At 58.4% G+C, this 17,305-nt stretch carries 14 protein-coding genes; 5 read left to right on the top strand and 9 right to left on the bottom strand.

Translation table 11 applies throughout. The annotated features are described in order from the left end of the window. Positions 1-39: 39 nt before the first annotated feature. The 5 genes from hslU to priA form a co-directional block, all read right to left on the bottom strand. Positions 40-1,371, bottom strand: a complete 1,332-nt coding sequence (hslU, locus tag LRS40_RS07415) for an HslU--HslV peptidase ATPase subunit (RefSeq protein WP_142487564.1) — start codon at positions 1,369-1,371, stop codon at positions 40-42. Between the two features lie 9 nt (positions 1,372-1,380). Continuing rightward, on the bottom strand, positions 1,381-1,911 hold the full coding sequence (gene hslV, locus LRS40_RS07420; protein ID WP_032615282.1) for an ATP-dependent protease subunit HslV: 531 nt from the start codon (positions 1,909-1,911) through the stop codon (positions 1,381-1,383). A gap of 94 nt (positions 1,912-2,005) precedes the next feature. Next, the gene (gene ftsN / locus LRS40_RS07425; RefSeq protein WP_231313424.1) at positions 2,006-2,989 is read right to left on the bottom strand and encodes a cell division protein FtsN; all 984 of its coding nucleotides are present in this window, start codon (positions 2,987-2,989) and stop codon (positions 2,006-2,008) included. Positions 2,990-3,082: 93 nt separating this feature from the next. After that, on the bottom strand, positions 3,083-4,108 hold the full coding sequence (gene cytR / locus LRS40_RS07430; RefSeq protein WP_231313425.1) for a DNA-binding transcriptional regulator CytR: 1,026 nt from the start codon (positions 4,106-4,108) through the stop codon (positions 3,083-3,085). Positions 4,109-4,242: 134 nt separating this feature from the next. After that, positions 4,243-6,438, bottom strand: a complete 2,196-nt coding sequence (gene priA / locus LRS40_RS07435; protein WP_231313426.1) for a primosomal protein N' — start codon at positions 6,436-6,438, stop codon at positions 4,243-4,245. Between the two features lie 202 nt (positions 6,439-6,640). Between priA and rpmE the strand changes: the two genes are divergently transcribed. Then, complete coding sequence (gene rpmE / locus LRS40_RS07440; protein ID WP_039032122.1) at positions 6,641-6,856, top strand: 50S ribosomal protein L31; 216 nt, start codon at positions 6,641-6,643, stop codon at positions 6,854-6,856. Positions 6,857-6,907: 51 nt separating this feature from the next. On the opposite strand, the gene metJ is transcribed toward rpmE, so the two are convergent. Further along, complete coding sequence (metJ, locus tag LRS40_RS07445) at positions 6,908-7,225, bottom strand: met regulon transcriptional regulator MetJ (RefSeq protein ID WP_007369220.1); 318 nt, start codon at positions 7,223-7,225, stop codon at positions 6,908-6,910. Positions 7,226-7,503: 278 nt separating this feature from the next. Here metJ and metB point away from each other — a divergent pair, with 278 nt between their 5' ends. The 4 genes from metB to katG all read left to right on the top strand — a co-directional run bounded on the left by metB (position 7,504) and on the right by katG (position 14,514). Then, positions 7,504-8,664, top strand: a complete 1,161-nt coding sequence (metB, locus tag LRS40_RS07450; RefSeq protein ID WP_142487560.1) for a cystathionine gamma-synthase — start codon at positions 7,504-7,506, stop codon at positions 8,662-8,664. Between the two features lie 2 nt (positions 8,665-8,666). After that, positions 8,667-11,099, top strand: coding sequence for a bifunctional aspartate kinase/homoserine dehydrogenase II (locus LRS40_RS07455; RefSeq protein WP_142487559.1), 2,433 nt, complete (start codon positions 8,667-8,669; stop codon positions 11,097-11,099). Between the two features lie 208 nt (positions 11,100-11,307). Next, the gene (metF, locus tag LRS40_RS07460) at positions 11,308-12,198 is read left to right on the top strand and encodes a methylenetetrahydrofolate reductase (protein WP_106995794.1); all 891 of its coding nucleotides are present in this window, start codon (positions 11,308-11,310) and stop codon (positions 12,196-12,198) included. A 144-nt stretch (positions 12,199-12,342) separates the two neighbouring features. Next, complete coding sequence (gene katG / locus LRS40_RS07465; RefSeq protein WP_142487558.1) at positions 12,343-14,514, top strand: catalase/peroxidase HPI; 2,172 nt, start codon at positions 12,343-12,345, stop codon at positions 14,512-14,514. A 112-nt stretch (positions 14,515-14,626) separates the two neighbouring features. Here the strand turns inward: katG and LRS40_RS07470 are convergent, their stop codons facing one another. From LRS40_RS07470 to LRS40_RS07480, 3 genes are all read right to left on the bottom strand, one after another. Next, positions 14,627-15,730: a glycerol dehydrogenase gene (locus tag LRS40_RS07470; protein WP_231313427.1), complete on the bottom strand. Its 1,104-nt coding sequence runs from the start codon at positions 15,728-15,730 to the stop codon at positions 14,627-14,629. A gap of 12 nt (positions 15,731-15,742) precedes the next feature. Further along, positions 15,743-16,405: a fructose-6-phosphate aldolase gene (gene fsa / locus LRS40_RS07475; RefSeq protein WP_156264908.1), complete on the bottom strand. Its 663-nt coding sequence runs from the start codon at positions 16,403-16,405 to the stop codon at positions 15,743-15,745. A 128-nt stretch (positions 16,406-16,533) separates the two neighbouring features. After that, the gene (locus LRS40_RS07480; RefSeq protein ID WP_231313428.1) at positions 16,534-17,301 is read right to left on the bottom strand and encodes an AraC family transcriptional regulator; all 768 of its coding nucleotides are present in this window, start codon (positions 17,299-17,301) and stop codon (positions 16,534-16,536) included. Positions 17,302-17,305 lie beyond the last annotated feature (4 nt).

Consider the following 17,305-nt stretch of genomic DNA (forward strand, 5'->3'; position numbering starts at 1 on the left):
TCAGCCCCATCATCAGTGATGAAAATGCAATGACCGCGATTATAAGATAAAACGGCTCAGATCTTCATCTGCTACTAAAGCATCAAGGTGCTTACTCACATAGTCGGCATCAATGGTAATGCTTTGACCATTCAGGTCGCTTGCATCATAGGAGATGTCTTCCATCAGGCGTTCCAGTACGGTGTGCAGACGACGTGCGCCGATGTTTTCGGTGGTTTCGTTAACCTGCCACGCCGCCTGGGCGATACGCTTGATACCGTCTTCGGTGAACTCAATGTTCACGCCTTCGGTCGCCATCAGCGCTTTGTACTGTACGGTCACAGAGGCGTTCGGCTCGGTCAGGATGCGCTCGAAGTCTTCGGTGGTCAGCGCCTGCAATTCAACGCGGATCGGCAGACGACCCTGCAGCTCCGGGATCAGGTCAGACGGCTTGGCCACCTGGAATGCGCCAGAAGCGATAAACAGAATGTGGTCGGTTTTCACCATGCCGTGCTTGGTGGAGACGGTGCAGCCTTCAACCAGCGGCAGCAGGTCGCGCTGTACGCCTTCACGGGAGACGTCCGGACCGTTGGACTCACCGCGCTTACAGATTTTATCGATCTCATCGATAAACACGATGCCGTGCTGCTCTACAGCGTCGATGGCGTCCTGCTTCAGCTCTTCCGGGTTCACCAGTTTTGCGGCTTCTTCTTCAATCAGCAGCTTCATCGCATCTTTGATTTTCAGCTTACGCGGCTTCTGCTTCTGCCCGCCCAGGTTCTGGAACATGGACTGCAGCTGGCTGGTCATCTCTTCCATGCCCGGAGGGGACATGATTTCCACGCCCATCGGCGCGGCGGCGAGATCGATCTCAATCTCTTTGTCATCCAGCTGGCCTTCGCGCAGTTTTTTGCGGAATGCCTGGCGTGCAGCAGACGGCTCTGCAGGTTGCTCTGCCTGGCCCCAGTTGTTTTTCGCCGGTGGGATCAGGACGTCCAGCACGCGCTCTTCCGCCATCTCTTCGGCGCGATAGCGGTTTTTCTCGATGGACTGTACGCGTACCATTTTGATTGCGGAATCGGTCAGATCGCGGATGATAGAGTCCACTTCTTTCCCGACATAGCCCACTTCGGTGAACTTCGTCGCTTCAACTTTGATAAAAGGCGCGTTTGCCAGTTTGGCCAGGCGACGGGCGATCTCGGTTTTACCGACACCGGTTGGGCCGATCATCAGAATGTTTTTTGGCGTTACTTCATGGCGCAGCACTTCATCCAGCTGCATACGACGCCAGCGGTTACGCAGGGCGATCGCCACGGAACGCTTGGCGTTATCCTGGCCGATGATGTGTTTGTTCAGTTCGCTGACAATTTCGCGTGGAGTCATTTCAGACATGAGAAATCCTTACGCCTTAGACGGCAATTCTTCGATGGTGTGGAAGTGGTTGGTGTAGATGCAGATATCACCTGCAATATCCAACGCCTTCACAGCGATATCGCGCGCGCCCAGGTCGGAGTTTTCCAACAGCGCGCGAGCGGCGGCCTGGGCGTACGGGCCGCCGGAACCGATAGCAATCAGATCGTTTTCTGGCTGGACCACGTCACCGTTACCGGTGATGATCAGCGAGGCATTTTCATCGGCTACCGCCAACAGCGCTTCGAGTTTGCGCAGCATGCGGTCGGTACGCCAGTCCTTCGCCAGCTCAACGGCGGCTTTCACCAGATGGCCCTGATGCATTTCCAGTTTGCGTTCAAACAGTTCAAACAGCGTGAAGGCGTCAGCAGTACCGCCTGCAAAACCGGCGATCACTTTGTCGTTATACAGACGACGCACTTTCTTCACGTTGCCTTTCATGACGGTATTACCCAGCGTGGCCTGGCCATCACCGGCAATCACCACCTGGCCGTTACGGCGTACACTTACTATTGTTGTCACGAGCAGACCCCCTGGTTACAGAATCGGGAAACAGAAGCCCTGAGCCTGTGCTCAGGGCTGAATAGAATGATAGATGGGGGGGATTTTGGGGGTTTCAACCCCCGGAAGCGAGTCGAATGCAGTTTGTGTGACCTGCCATCTTCAGACGAGAGATGGTGCCATCGGCATTGTCTTTACCTTTGACCGGGCCAATCACCACGCGATTCCAGCCGTTGTTGGTGGTGATGCGTGAATCAAAGCCTTCAAAAGCCAGCTGCGCACGCACGGTTTCTGCCTGCTCTGCGCCTTTAAAGGAGCCGCACTGCACCATCCAGCGGCGTTCGTCTTTCTTCTCAGCCGTCTGCTTTGGCGCCTCTGTCTCTTTGGTGATCGGCGCGGCTTTCGGCTGCTGGGCGGTGGTATGCGCCGGGGTCTGCAGCAGATCCTGATACGGCTGATTTTGCTTAGCCGGCTGCGCTTTAGGCTGCTGAACCGGCTGCGTCTGCGCGGTACGCGGTTGCTGATACGGCTGTTCCGTTACCCGCGGCTGCGCTTTCGGCTGCTGTACCGTCTGGCTCTGCGCCCACTGCTGTTGTTGCTGTTGCTGCTGAATTTGTTGCTGCGCCTGACGTTGACGCTGGAGCGTTTGCTGGCGCTGCGCCGCCGTCTGCTCATTCCACGGCACTTCGTTGAGCTGGGTAGGCTGCTGGCGCATATCGGCCTGCATCTGAGCCAGCAGCTGACGCTGTTCGTTGGTTAACTGGGTAGGATCCACCACCTCGCCACCGGCAGAAGGTTCTGTCGGCGCGCGGACGCCCGGCTGGCGGCTCTCAAGCTCTTTGATATAGCGCCAGCGCTCTTCCGGCTTCGGTGGTAAGCCATTGCCGACAACTTTATTGCCCTGCAGCGCTTCCGCTTCTTCTTTTTTATGGTGCGTAATGAACCAGAGGCCGCCGATGAATGCCACCAGTACCGCCGCTGCAATCGCGACCATGGCAGGCGAGACCGCAGGCAGGCTGCGTTGCGGGCTCCGTGAGCTACTCTTTTTGCGTCGCGAAGGTGCCGGCTGGCCGCGACGTACATAATCTCGTTGTGCCACTATCGTTTCGCTGTATTTATTCGTTTGTCAGCCCGCCATGTTACTTAAGCGGCGGGCCTTTGACCAGTCGAGGAAGTCTGAAAGGCGGCGGCTTTACGTTAGCGGCTGGGTTGAGCCGCGAACGATCAATTCGCAGTCCAGTAAACGGGAGCCGCTGCTGACCGTCTGGCCGTTGAGTTGATCCAATAACAGCAGCATCGCTTCCCGGCCAATCTCATAGCGAGGCTGCGCCACGGTTGTGAGCGGCGGATCGCAAAACTCAGACAGGGAAATGTTATCGAAGCCAATGATGGAGAGGTCTTTCGGCACATTCAGACCGTGCCGCTTCGCATACGAGAGTGCGCCGAGCGCCATCACGTCGCTGTGACAGAACACCGCGGTCGGCGGCTGTGGCAGCGACAGTAGTTTTTCCAGCGCCAGCCCGCCTGCGGCATAGGTAAAGTCGCCCCGGGCAATATAGTGTGGATCCACCGTCGCCCCGGTGCGGCGCAGCGCCTGAACGTAGCCCTGCAGGCGATAATGACACAGCGGCATCTCTTCCGGCCCGGCGATGCAGCCGATGCGTTTATGGCCCAGCTCCTGCAGATAGTTCACGGAGTTGAACGCAGCGGTGAGGTTATCAATGTGAACGGTAGGCAGTTCCAGCTCGGGGGCGAACTCGTTGGCCATCACCATCGGCGGCAGGTTGCGCTGCTCTTCAATGCTGGCATCGAAGGGCAGGCGTGAACCGAGCAGCAGCATGCCGTCGATCTGCTTGGTAATGATCAGGTCGATGAAGGTTTTTTCCTGCTGGTTCTGGTGGGCGCAGTCGCCAATCAGCACCAGGTAACCCTGGGCCGCAGCGGTCACTTCAATGCCGCGGATGATTTCGCTGAAAAAGGGATCGCAGATGTCGGGCACAATGACCAGGATGGTGCGGGATTCGTTACGTTTGACGTTACGTCCCATCGCCTGCGGCAGATAACCCACCTCCAGCGCAGCCTGCTCAACACGATTGCGTGTGGTCTGAGAGACTTTATCGGGATTCATTAAGGCTCGGGATACCGTTGCCGTTGAGACTTTTGCTTTCAGGGCAACATCTTTCATGGTCGCTGAGGCGACCTCTTTCCTGGACTTCAACCTCTTCTCCTCGCCGGCGTATCACCGCTCTTCTGACTAAATCAGTTTTATCAGATTGCGAATGGAAGCGGTTACAGAATTTTCATAAAAAGTGTGAGGCATGTTGAATTTTTCGATCCGCCTCCCACCATTTTTTAGCTTTCGATGGGATCGACGTCCAGCACCCACTTCACTTTGCGCGCTTCCGGCAGCGTGTTAATTAACGCCAGGGTACCGCTGACGATATGTTGCAGGCGGATCCGCGACGGGTGTTGCAGCAGGATTTGCCAGCGATAGCGCCCGCCGCGTTTCGGTGCCAGTGCCGGAACCGGGCCTAAAATCCACAGCTGATTATCCACCAGCGGGCTGGCCTGCAGCAGATTGCGCAACTGCTGGAGGAACAGCGGTGCCTGCTGGTTGTTGTGATCCTCGGCGCGGATAATCACATGGCTGGTCCAGGGCGGTAATTGCAGGGTCTGGCGCTCGGCCAGCGCCTGCTCGGCAAAGGCGTCATAGCCTTTATGCAACAGGGTTTGCAGCAGCGGATGCTCGGGATGGTGAGTTTGCAGCACGACTTCGCCCTGCTTGCCGGCACGCCCGGCGCGGCCTGCCACCTGGGTATAGAGCTGGGCAAAGCGCTCTGCGGAGCGGAAATCCGCCGAGAACAGCGCGCCGTCAACGTCCAGCAGCGCCACCAGCGTCACGTCCGGGAAGTGGTGCCCTTTCGCCAGCATCTGGGTGCCAATCAGGATCCGCGCTCCGCCGCGATGCACTTCCGCCAGCTGCTGCTCAAGCGCCCCCTTGCGGCTGGTGGTGTCGCGGTCGATACGCGAGATCGCCACGCCGGGGAAGAAGGGGATTAACGCCTGTTCCAGCTGCTCGGTGCCCAGCCCGACCGGCACCATATGCGTCGAGCCGCAGGATGGACACTGGCGCGGGATCGGCCGCTGGCTGTCGCAGTGGTGACAGCGCAGATGGTGCTGGGCCTGATGCAGAGTGTAGTAATGATCGCAGCGCGGGCATTCGGCTATCCAGCCGCAGTCATGGCACAGCAGCGCCGGGGCAAAACCGCGCCGGTTGAGAAACAGGATCACCTGGTTGTTGGCCTGCAGATGCTGGCGCATGCGGGCGATCAGCGCCGGGGCAAGTCCCGCCTGCACCTGCTGGCCTTTCAGATCGAGAACATGTTGTACGGCAGGGCGCGCATTCCCCGCCCGGCGCGTCAGGCGCAGCATGTGGTATTTGCGCTGGCGCACGTTGTGCAGCGTCTCCAGCGCAGGGGTGGCCGAGCCGAGGATAATCGGGATCTGCTCGCTATGGGCGCGGTATACCGCCAGATCGCGGGCGTGATAGCGCCAGCCTTCCTGCTGTTTATAGGAGCTGTCGTGCTCTTCGTCGATGACGATCACGCCCAGGTTTTTGAACGGTGTGAACAGCGACGAGCGGGTGCCAATCACGATCGCCGCTTCGCCATTTCGGGCTTTCAGCCAGGCGCTGAGGCGTTCGCTGTCGTTTAAACCGGAGTGCAGCACCTCGACCGGGGCGTTAAACCGCTCGCGGAAACGGGCGATGGTCTGCGGGGTCAGGCCGATTTCCGGCACCATCACCAGGGCCTGCTTGCCCTGTGCCAGCACGTTTTCCAGCACGCTCAGATAGACTTCAGTCTTACCGGAGCCGGTGACGCCCGCCAGCAGCCAGGCCGAGAAGCGATCCGAGGCGCTGTGGATCGCCCCGACGGCGGTGGCCTGTTCGGTATTAAGACGCAGGCGATCACCCGCCACGCTAAAGCCGTCGCGCCAGTCGACCAGCGCAGGGGCTTCGCAGGCCAGCTCGCTCAGCCCCTTTTTGCGTAAGCTCTGCAGCGCCGCGTCGTTAAAATCGAGGCTTTCGACCTGATGACGCCAGATCCTGCCCTGGCGTAACGCCGCCAGCGCCTGCTGCTGTTTTGGGGAGCGTTTCAGGCTATTGATATCCACCGCTTGCCCCTGCTCGGTGGCAAACCAGTACCACATCGGCGCGTGGCTGGCGCTTTTACCCTGCCGCAGCAGAATGGGCAGGGCGTGAAACAGCACGTCGCCAATGGGATGGTGATAGTAGTCGGCGGCCCACAGCAGCAGGCGCCAGACGCTATCCGAGAACACAGGCTCATCGTCCAGCACCTCCACCACGCTTTTCAGCTCATTGAGGGGCAGCTCGCTTTTCTCGCTCACGGAAACCACAATGCCCACCCGCTGCTGTTTGCCAAAGGGCACCGTCACGCGACAGCCCGCTTTGGCCTGCATGCTGTCCGGCAGCAGGTAATCAAAGGTACGGGGAAGCGGAACGGGCAGGGCAACGTGAGCAACGGGCATCGAATCTTCCTGACTTGAAAAGTGGCGCGTTAGTATACACATTAGTGAAAGACGGCGTGCGGATCAGTTTGCATACCCTGGTTAAATTCTGTATGATTCGCCGCCTTTGGTGCACTTTGCATCAAAGAACTTACATTCAACATCGCGTGGTGTCTGGCGTTAGGGCTGGAAGAGCGACGCGGCCTTAACTGAGGTTCTCCCCATGAAAAAAGATATCCATCCTAAATACGAAATGATTACTGCAAACTGCTCTTGCGGTAACTCTATCCAGATCCGCTCTACCGTGGGCCACGATCTGAACCTGGACGTGTGCGGCCAGTGCCACCCGTTCTACACTGGTAAGCAGCGTGACGTTGCAACCGGTGGCCGTGTTGACCGCTTCAACAAGCGTTTCAGCATCCCGGGCTCTTCCAAGTAAGATGCATCCCGAAAAAAAAGCGCCGCAAGGCGCTTTTTTTATATCTGTAAATCAGTATTCCCACGTATCCGGGTCGATACCCAGCTCACGCATGATCACCTTCGCCTCTTCCGGAATTTCGTCACTACGCTCTTTGCGCAGGTCTTCATCGTTCGGCAACGGTTGACCGGTAAACGCGTGCAGGAACGCTTCGCACAGCAGTTCGCTGTTGGTAGCGTGACGCAGGTTATTCACCTGACGACGCGTGCGTTCATCGGTGAGGATCTTTAACACTTTCAGAGGAATGGAAACCGTAATTTTTTTTACTTGTTCACTCTTCTTACCGTGCTCAGCGTATGGGCTGATATATTCGCCGCTCCATTCAGCCATGAGATACCTTTAATCCTCTCTGTCATTAATATGAGGCCGACACCGCAGCGGTTCGCAGGGTTTCGCGCCATAATCTTGCGTAGTTTACCGTAGAGACGCCACCGTGACACGGATATTGCCTCTGCGTTATGCGCTAAAGCATGTAATTTTAACGGCTATTTGCGTATTGCTCAATCTATACGCAAAGAAGTTTAGATGTCCAGATGTATTGACGTCCATATAATCAATGTTTACTCTGGTGCCTGACTTTTCATCCATTAAGCCAGGAAGCCTTCACCATGACGCGTAAACAGGCCACCATCGCAGTGCGTAGCGGATTGAATGATGACGAACAGTACGGCTGCGTTGTCCCGCCGATTCATCTCTCCAGTACCTATAACTTCACCGGATTTAATGAACCACGCGCCCATGACTACTCGCGCCGTGGCAACCCGACGCGTGATGTCACCCAGCGTGCGCTGGCGGAACTGGAAGGCGGCGCAGGCGCGGTGATGACCAATACCGGCATGTCGGCTATCCACCTGGTGACCACCGTGTTCCTGAAGCCTGGCGATCTGCTGGTGGCCCCGCACGACTGCTACGGCGGCAGCTACCGTCTGTTCGACAGCCTGGCGAAGCGCGGTTGCTATCGCGTGCTGTTTGTCGATCAGGGTGATGAGCAGGCGCTGAAACAGGCGCTGGCAGAAAAACCGAAGCTGGTTTTAATCGAGAGTCCAAGCAACCCGCTGCTGCGCGTGGTGGATATTGCGAAAATTTGTCAGCTTACGAGGGATGCGGGAGCGATAAGTGTAGTGGATAATACCTTCCTCAGTCCGGCCTTGCAGAACCCGCTGGCGCTGGGAGCAGATCTGGTATTGCATTCATGCACCAAATACCTGAACGGCCACTCTGACGTCGTGGCCGGGGTCGTGATTGCTAAAGATCCGGAGCTTGTCACCGAACTGGCATGGTGGGCGAATAATATCGGCGTCACCGGCAGTGCGTTTGACAGCTACCTGCTGCTGCGCGGGCTGCGTACCCTGTCGCCGCGTATGGAGGTGGCGCAGCGTAATGCCCAGGCGATTGTCGATTTCCTGAAGACCCAGCCGCTGGTGAAGAAGCTTTATCACCCGTCGCTGCCGGAGAATCAGGGGCACGAGATTGCTGCGCGTCAACAAAAGGGTTTTGGCGCGATGTTAAGTTTCGAACTGGATGGCGATGAGCAGACGCTGCGTCGCTTCCTGAGCGGGTTGTCACTGTTTACGCTGGCGGAATCATTAGGGGGAGTCGAAAGCTTAATCTCCCACGCCGCAACAATGACGCACGCAGGCATGGCACCAGAAGCGCGTGCCGCCGCCGGGATCTCTGAGACGCTGCTGCGTATCTCAACCGGTATTGAAGATTGTGAAGATTTAATTGCCGATCTGGAAAATGGCTTCCGGGTCGCAGCCAAGGGGTAATCATGAGTGTGATAGCGCAGGCAGGGGCGAAGGGTCGCCAGCTGCACAAGTTTGGTGGTAGTAGTCTTGCTGATGTGAAATGTTACCTGCGGGTCGCGGGGATCATGGCAGAATATTCGATGCCGGGGGACATGATGGTTGTCTCTGCGGCAGGCAGCACCACCAATCAGTTGATTAGCTGGCTGAAGTTAAGCCAGACCGATCGTCTCTCTGCGCATCAGGTTCAACAAGCGTTACGCCGTTACCAGAGTGAACTGATCGCCGGTTTATTGCCTGCCGACGTGGCCGATGGCCTGATTAGCACCTTTATCCAGGATCTGGAGCGGCTGGCCGGTTTACTCGACAGCGGCGTCACCGACGCCGTCTATGCCGAAGTGGTGGGCCACGGTGAAGTGTGGTCTGCCCGTCTGATGGCAGCCGTTCTGCAACAGCAGGGCCTGGAAGCGGCCTGGCTGGACGCACGTGATTTCCTGCGTGCCGAGCGCGGCGCCCAGCCGCAGGTTGATGAAGGCCTCTCTTATCCTCTGCTCCAGCAGCTGTTGGTGCAGCACCCGAATAAACGTATTGTCGTGACCGGCTTTATCAGCCGCAGCAACGCGGGTGAAACCGTATTGCTGGGACGTAACGGCTCCGACTACTCCGCAACGCAGATCGGTGCTCTGGCGGGCGTATCCCGCGTCACCATCTGGAGCGACGTAGCCGGTGTCTACAGCGCTGACCCGCGTAAGGTTAAAGATGCCTGCCTGCTGCCGCTATTGCGTCTCGACGAAGCCAGCGAGCTGGCCCGTCTGGCGGCCCCGGTGCTTCACGCCCGTACCCTGCAGCCGGTTTCCGGCAGCGATATCGACCTGCAGCTGCGTTGTAGCTATACGCCGGATCAGGGCTCGACCCGCATTGAGCGCGTGCTGGCCTCCGGCACGGGGGCGCGTATCGTCACCAGCCATGACGATATCTGCCTGATCGAATTCCTCGTTCCTGCCGGACATGATTTCAAACAGACGCATAAAGAGATCGACCTGATCCTGAAGCGGGCCCACATCCGCCCGCTCGCCGTGGGAGTGCACACTGACCGTCACCTGCTGCAGTTCTGCTACACCGCAGAAGTGGCCGACAGCGCGCTGAAAATCCTCGATGAAGCGGGCCTGCCGGGCGAGCTTCGTCTGCGTCAGGGGCTGGCGCTGATTGCGATGGTAGGCGCGGGCGTCACCCGTAACCCGCTGCACTGCCACCGCTTCTGGCAGCAGCTGAAAGGTCAACCGGTAGAGTTTACCTGGCAGTCGGAAGAGGGGATCAGTCTGGTGGCGGTGATGCGTACCGGGCCAACCGAGAGCCTGATCCAGGGCCTGCACCAGTCGCTGTTCCGCGCTGAAAAACGTATCGGCCTGGTGCTGTTCGGGAAAGGCAACATCGGCTCCCGCTGGCTGGAGCTGTTTGCCCGCGAGCAGACCACGCTCTCGGCACGTACCGGCTTTGAATTTGTGCTGGCGGGCGTAGTGGATAGCCGCCGCAGCCTGCTCAGCTACGAAGGGCTGGATGCCAGCCGTGCGCTGGCCTTCTTTAACGACGAAGCCATTGAGCAGGATGAAGAGTCGCTGTTCCTGTGGATGCGCGCTCATCCGTACGATGACCTGGTGGTGCTGGATGTGACCGCCAGTGAGCAGCTGGCCGATCAGTATCTCGATTTTGCCAGCCACGGTTTCCACGTCATCAGCGCCAACAAACTGGCGGGCGCCAGCAATACCCGCAACTATCGCCAGATCCACGACGCCTTTGAAAAAACGGGTCGTCACTGGCTGTACAACGCCACCGTGGGTGCCGGTTTGCCGGTGAACCACACCGTGCGCGATCTGATTGAAAGCGGCGACAGCATTCTGGCGATCAGCGGTATTTTCTCTGGCACCCTGTCGTGGCTGTTCCTGCAGTTTGATGGCACCGTGCCCTTCACCGACCTGGTGGATCAGGCGTGGCAGCAGGGGCTGACCGAGCCCGACCCGCGCGTCGATCTCTCCGGTAAAGACGTGATGCGCAAGCTGGTGATTGTGGCGCGTGAAGCGGGCTACGACATCGAGCCGAATCAGGTGCGTGTGGAGTCGCTGGTGCCGGCGGGCTGCGAAGAGGGGTCTGTCGATCACTTCTTCGAGAACGGCGATGCCCTGAACGAGCAGATGTTACAGCGCCTGGAGGCGGCCCGCGAAATGGGTCTGGTTCTGCGCTACGTGGCGCGTTTCGATGCCAATGGCAAAGCGCGGGTCGGCGTTGAGGCCGTACGTCCGGAACATCCGCTGGCGGCGCTGCTGCCGTGCGATAATGTCTTCGCCATCGAAAGCCGCTGGTATCGCGATAACCCGCTGGTGATCCGCGGTCCGGGCGCGGGCCGCGACGTGACCGCCGGGGCGATCCAGTCAGATATCAATCGTCTGGCGCAGCTGTTGTAGCCCCTATGTTTCTCCCTCTCCCCGCAGGGGAGAGGGAGCAGTCACCCCCACCCTGAACTTTTTTCACCTTCCCTGAACATTCCTCACCGTCAATGATGATATTTTCAGTTGACGCCAGTCCGCTTTTCCGTCATTTTTACATCTGGACGTCTAAACGTATAGAAGTTCGAACACAACACATAACGACACGCGATTGATGAGGTAAGGTATGAGCTTTTTTCACGCCAACCAGCGGGAAGCCCTGAATCAGAGCCTGGCTGAAGTAAACGGCCAGATTAATGTCTCTTTTGAATTTTTCCCGCCGCGCACCAGTGAAATGGAGCAGACCCTGTGGGCCTCTATCGATCGCCTGAGCAGCCTGAAGCCGAAATTTGTCTCGGTGACCTACGGTGCGAACTCCGGCGAGCGCGACCGCACGCACAGCATCATCAAAGGCATTAAGGATCGTACCGGTCTGGAAGCCGCGCCGCATCTGACCTGTATCGACGCCACCCGCGACGAACTGCGCACCATCGCCCAGGATTACTGGAACAACGGCATCCGTCACATCGTGGCCCTGCGCGGCGACCTGCCGCCGGGCAGCGGTAAGCCGGACATGTACGCGACCGATCTGGTGGCGCTGCTGAAAGAGGTGGGCGACTTCGACATCTCCGTGGCGGCTTACCCGGAAGTGCACCCGGAAGCGAAAAGCGCCCAGGCAGATCTGCTCAACCTGAAACGCAAAGTGGATGCCGGCGCCAACCGCGCCATCACCCAGTTCTTCTTTGATGTCGAAAGCTATCTGCGCTTCCGCGACCGTTGCGTCTCTGCCGGTATCGACGTTGAAATTATTCCGGGCATTCTGCCGGTCTCTAACTTCAAGCAGGCGAAGAAATTTGCCGACATGACCAACGTGCGTATCCCGCTGTGGATGGCGAAGATGTACGAAGGCCTGGACGATGACGCCGAAACCCGCAAGCTGGTGGGGGCCAATATCGCCATGGATATGGTGAAGATTTTAAGCCGCGAAGGGGTGAAAGATTTCCATTTTTATACCCTTAACCGCGCCGAAATGAGCTACGCGATCTGCCATACGCTGGGGGTTCGCCCGGGTCTGTAACGGCAAAGCCCTCAATAATATGGGGGCTTTTATATTTCAGGCAGATATCAACGGTATTAACTATCAAATCTGTGGATGGTTTCAATTATCTCTTGTTCCCGGTGGTGTATATCCTAACGATAAAACCATAGAGGGAGCAGAGCGATGAGTACGTCCGACGAGAATCAGAATTCAGGTAAGTGCCCTTTCCATCAGGGCAGTTATGACAAGAGCGCGGGTGCCGGCACCAACAGCCGGGACTGGTGGCCCAAACAGCTTCGTATCGACCTTCTTAATCAGCACTCCGAACGTTCCAACCCGCTAGGCAAAGACTTCAACTACCGCAAAGAATTCAGCAAATTAGACTACTCCGCCCTGAAAGGCGATCTGAAAGCCCTGCTCACCGATTCCCAGCCGTGGTGGCCTGCGGACTGGGGCAGCTACGCCGGTCTGTTCATCCGTATGGCGTGGCACGGCGCGGGGACCTACCGCTCCGTGGACGGACGCGGCGGCGCGGGCCGGGGTCAACAGCGTTTCTCTCCTCTCAACTCCTGGCCGGATAACGTCAGCCTCGATAAGGCGCGTCGTCTGCTGTGGCCGATCAAGCAAAAATATGGGCAGAAAATCTCCTGGGCTGATCTGTTTATTCTTGCCGGTAACGTGGCGCTGGAGAACTCCGGCTTCCGTACCTTTGGCTTTGGTGCCGGGCGTGAAGACGTCTGGGAGCCGGATCTGGACGTTAACTGGGGCGATGAGAAAGCCTGGCTCGAGCATCGTCATCCCGAAAGCCTGGCGAAAAGTGCCGTTGGCGCCACCGAGATGGGGCTGATCTACGTGAACCCGGAAGGGCCAAACGCCAGCGGTGAACCGCTGTCTGCGGCGGCGGCGATCCGCGCCACCTTCGGCAACATGGGGATGAACGATGAAGAGACCGTCGCGCTGATTGCCGGAGGTCATACGCTGGGTAAAACTCACGGTGCCGGGGAAGCGACCCACGTGGGTATCGATCCGGAGGGGGGCCCGCTTGAAGCGCAGGGCCTGGGCTGGGCCAGTACACACGGCAGCGGTTTCGGTGCCGACACCATTACCTCCGGTCTGGAAGTGATCTGGTCCCAGACGCCGACCCAGTGGAGCAACTACTTCTTTGAGAACCTGTATAAATACGACTGGGTGCAAACCCGCAGTCCGGCAGGTGCTATCCAGTTCGAAGCGTCGAATGCGCCGGAAATCATGCCCGATCCCTTCGACCCGTCGAAAAAACGTAAACCGACCATGCTGGTTACCGATCTGACGCTGCGTTTCGATCCGGAGTTCGACAAGATTTCCCGTCGCTTCCTCAACGATCCGCAGGCCTTTAACGAAGCTTTCGCCCGGGCGTGGTTCAAACTGACCCACCGCGACATGGGACCAATTGCACGTTATATCGGGCCGGAAGTGCCGAAAGAAGAGCTGATTTGGCAGGATCCGCTGCCACAGCCGTTCTTCCACCCGACCGCGGAAGATATTCAAAGCCTGAAAGAGGATATTGCAGCTTCCGGGCTCTCGGTCAGCGAGCTGGTGTCGGTGGCATGGGCCTCGGCATCCACCTTCCGTGGTGGCGATAAGCGTGGTGGGGCTAATGGTGCCCGTCTGGCGCTGGCACCGCAGCGCAGCTGGGATGTCAACGCCGTAGCCGCGCGCGTGCTGCCGGTGCTGGAAGGTATTTATAAATCGGCGCATAAGGCGTCCCTGGCTGACATCATCGTGCTGGCGGGTGTGGTGGGCGTTGAGCAGGCGGCCAAAGCCGCTGGCGTCAACATCACCGTGCCCTTTACGCCGGGCCGGGTTGACGCGCGCCAGGATCAGACCGATATCGGCATGTTTACGCTGCTGCAGCCGGTTGCCGATGGTTTCCGTAACTACCGGGCGGCGATCGACGTGTCGACCACCGAATCGTTGCTGATTGATAAAGCGCAGCAGCTGACGCTGACCGCGCCAGAGATGACGGTGCTGCTGGGCGGGCTGCGCGTGCTGGGCGCTAACTTCGATGGCGGTAAGAGCGGTGTCTTTACCGATCGCGTGGGCGTACTCAGCACGGACTTCTTCGTCAATCTGCTGGATATGGGCACCCAGTGGAAGGCCACCGACGAGTCCAGCGAGCTGTTTGAAGGCCGCGACCGCGTGAGCGGGGACGTGAAATACCTGGCGAGCCGTGCTGACCTGGTGTTTGGTTCCAACTCCGTGCTGCGCGCCCTGGCTGAGGTTTATGCCAGCAGCGATGCCCACGAGAAGTTCGTGAAGGACTTTGTGGCGGCATGGGTGAAAGTGATGAACCTCGACCGGTTTGATCTGCTGTAAACCAGAAAATCCCCGCTTCGGCGGGGATTTTTTTGCCCGGCGGCGCTGCGCTTGCACGGGCCTACGGGTTCTGTAGGCCGGGTAAGGCGAAGCCGCCACCCGGCAATAATGACTACTCCCATTCCTGCAGGAAGCGCTGACCATACTGGTCGGCAACCAACAGCGCGGCATACACCTGGTCCGGCGTTGCACCGCCCGGCATGTTGTGGATGGTTTCATCTTTCGCACAGGACGCAGTCGCCACTAAGCGCATTTTAGCCGGGATATCGGCAGTGATATCCAGCTGCGCCAGGGTGATAGGCAGCCCGACGCTGTGACATAAGGCCGCGACGGTCTCGATCTCTTCCACCGGGGCGTTCTCCAGCACCAGCTGGGTCAGGGTGCCAAAGGCCATTTTCTCGCCGTGGTAGTAAAGATGGGCATCCGGTATGGCGGTCAGACCATTGTGGATCGCATGTGCCGCTGCCAGGCCGCCGCTTTCAAAACCGACGCCGCTGAGATAGGTATTGGCTTCAATCACCCGCTCAAGAGCCGGAGTCACCACATGCTGCTCCGCCGCCAGCATCGCTTTTTCGCCCTCTTCAACCAGCGTGTTGTAGCATAGCTCGGCCAGCGCCAGCGCGGCCTGGGTGCACTTGCCGCCCGCCATGGTGGTTGCGCCGCTGCGTGAGCAGGCCCGGGCTTCAAACCAGGTCGCCAGCGCGTCGCCAATCCCGGCAGCCAGCAGGCGTGCAGGAGCCCCTGCCACCACTTTCGTATCCACAATCACCATGTTCGGGTTGTGCGGCAGCATCAGATAGCGATCGAATTCGCCGCTGTCGGTGTAGATCACGGAAAGCGCGCTGCAGGGCGCATCGGTAGAGGCAATGGTCGGGGCGATGGCGACCGGGACATCCATAAAGTGCGCCAGCGCTTTTGCGGTATCCAGCGTCTTACCGCCACCGATGCCGATAATAGCCTGGCAATCGGCATTTTTCGCCAGCTCACGCAGCCGGTCGATCTCATTTTGCGAACATTCGCCGCCGAAGGGCGCAATTTCGACATACAGTTGCGCCTGGTCGAAGCTCTGACGCAGCGTCTCTTCAGCAAATCCCAGCACAAATTTATCGCCAACAACCAGCCAGCGTGCCGCCAGCGGCTTGAGATAATCGCCGAGGCGGGTCAGCACATCGGCACCCTGAATGTATTTTCCGGGTGATTGAATAATACGGTCCATACTGTGTCTCCCTTAGAGCATGAGGTTGCCAAACGCGTTGTTCCAGTCCTGCTCAAACTTGTCGATGGCCGACTCTACGGCGGGGGTATTGAGCATTTGCTGCGCGACATCGGTGGGCAGGGTAATTGCTTCGCAGCCGGCGAGCAGGCAGTCCAGCGCCTGACGCGGGGTTTTGAAGCTGGCGGCCAGCACCTTGCTCTCCGGCGCGTGCATTTCCAGCAGGCTTTGCAGCTCCTGCACCGTGCGGATCCCGTCGCCGCCCTGGGCATCCACGCGATTGACGTACGGCGCGATATATTTCGCTCCGGCCAGCGCGGCCAGCAACCCTTGTGAAGCGCTGTAAACCGCGGTGCCGAGGGTGGTAATTTTCTCTTTTTTAAGGGTTTTAATGGCGATAAGCCCCTGTGCAGTCACCGGGACTTTAACCACGAGACCGGGGATAGCCTTACTTAGCTGTCTGGCCTCGGCGATCATGCCCGGTGCATCGCGGCTCATGGTCTGGGCAAACAGAATGCCGTCCGGACCGATAGCGTTTTGCAGGCGCGGCAGCACGTCCCAGATGGATTCGCCGTTGGCGGCAATAATGCTCGGGTTGGTGGTTACGCCTGCAATCGGGAAGATTTGCGCCAGGCGTTCAACGTCCGCCACGTTGGCGGTATCCAGATACAGTTCCATTATTTTTCCTTAAGTCTCCAGGTCTGAATTAAGGATACGGCGGGCCGGACGGGGGGAACCAGAGGTCAATTTTGCCAAATACTGGACAAATGTAAGGTCCTTAGCGAAGTGAGAGGGGGATCACAATGCTAGTTTTTGGCGGTGAGATGGCTGTGATACTGGCGACGATATTCCGAGGGCGAGCGCTCGGTGTGCTTGCGAAACAGGCGGCAGAAGTAGTTGCTGTCCGTAAAGCCGCAGTGTGTGGCGATCTCTTTAATTTTTAGGTCGTAGCCTTTGAGTACCTGCCGGGCATGTTCGAGACGGGTCTTTGTCAGATATTCATTGAACCCAACGCTGCCGGTCTTTTGAAAAAGATGCGAAAGGTAGTTCGGTGAAATGTAAAACGCCTGCGCTACCGACTCGCGGGTAAGGGCTGAGGCATGGTGTTCTTCGATATACGTCCGAATGGCTTCAAACAGCGCCCGGCTGCGGGAGGCCGTGTGGATATCGCTGCCCAGCAGATCGCGACAGTGGCTGAGCAGACTTAAGACCACCAGCCTGGCGGTTTCCTGCTCATCCGGCTGCATCTGCAACTCGGCCAGCGTTTGCAGCAGAAAAGCACCCGTTCTCGGCCCGCGCCTGGCGACCTGCTGCTGGCATAAAACGGTGGCGTCACGCTGTAGCTGGATCGTCAGCTGTTGCTTACCGAAGCTGATGCTGAGACAGGTTGTGGGTTGCAGAGGAACATGCCCGGATGAAGAGAACACCGCGTCATGGGTCTGGCCCTCAGGCACAATCATCAGACGAGGAGAGGCGTGGGGGATCTGTTCGGCCGAAGAAGCAAAATGCACCTGACGCAAAGGCGACACGCCGTTGATCAGATCGGTGAGGATAGGATTTATATCGTGTTGCATAGTG

This window comes from Leclercia sp. G3L (genome assembly GCF_021117075.1).
In the GTDB taxonomy this organism is placed as follows: Bacteria; Pseudomonadota; Gammaproteobacteria; order Enterobacterales; family Enterobacteriaceae; genus Enterobacter; species Enterobacter adecarboxylatus_C.

What these genes read in the sequence shown, in the direction of transcription:
- hslU (WP_142487564.1), bottom strand. Translation starts at nt 1,371, where the DNA reads ATGTCTGAAATGACTCCACGCGAAATTGTCAGCGAACTGAACAAACAC.
- metF (WP_106995794.1), top strand. Translation starts at nt 11,308, where the DNA reads ATGAGCTTTTTTCACGCCAACCAGCGGGAAGCCCTGAATCAGAGCCTG.
- fsa (WP_156264908.1), bottom strand. Translation starts at nt 16,405, where the DNA reads ATGGAACTGTATCTGGATACCGCCAACGTGGCGGACGTTGAACGCCTG.
- priA (WP_231313426.1), bottom strand. Translation starts at nt 6,438, where the DNA reads ATGCCCGTTGCTCACGTTGCCCTGCCCGTTCCGCTTCCCCGTACCTTT.
- metJ (WP_007369220.1), bottom strand. Translation starts at nt 7,225, where the DNA reads ATGGCTGAATGGAGCGGCGAATATATCAGCCCATACGCTGAGCACGGT.
- metB (WP_142487560.1), top strand. Translation starts at nt 7,504, where the DNA reads ATGACGCGTAAACAGGCCACCATCGCAGTGCGTAGCGGATTGAATGAT.
- LRS40_RS07470 (WP_231313427.1), bottom strand. Translation starts at nt 15,730, where the DNA reads ATGGACCGTATTATTCAATCACCCGGAAAATACATTCAGGGTGCCGAT.
- rpmE (WP_039032122.1), top strand. Translation starts at nt 6,641, where the DNA reads ATGAAAAAAGATATCCATCCTAAATACGAAATGATTACTGCAAACTGC.
- katG (WP_142487558.1), top strand. Translation starts at nt 12,343, where the DNA reads ATGAGTACGTCCGACGAGAATCAGAATTCAGGTAAGTGCCCTTTCCAT.
- LRS40_RS07480 (WP_231313428.1), bottom strand. Translation starts at nt 17,301, where the DNA reads ATGCAACACGATATAAATCCTATCCTCACCGATCTGATCAACGGCGTG.
- LRS40_RS07455 (WP_142487559.1), top strand. Translation starts at nt 8,667, where the DNA reads ATGAGTGTGATAGCGCAGGCAGGGGCGAAGGGTCGCCAGCTGCACAAG.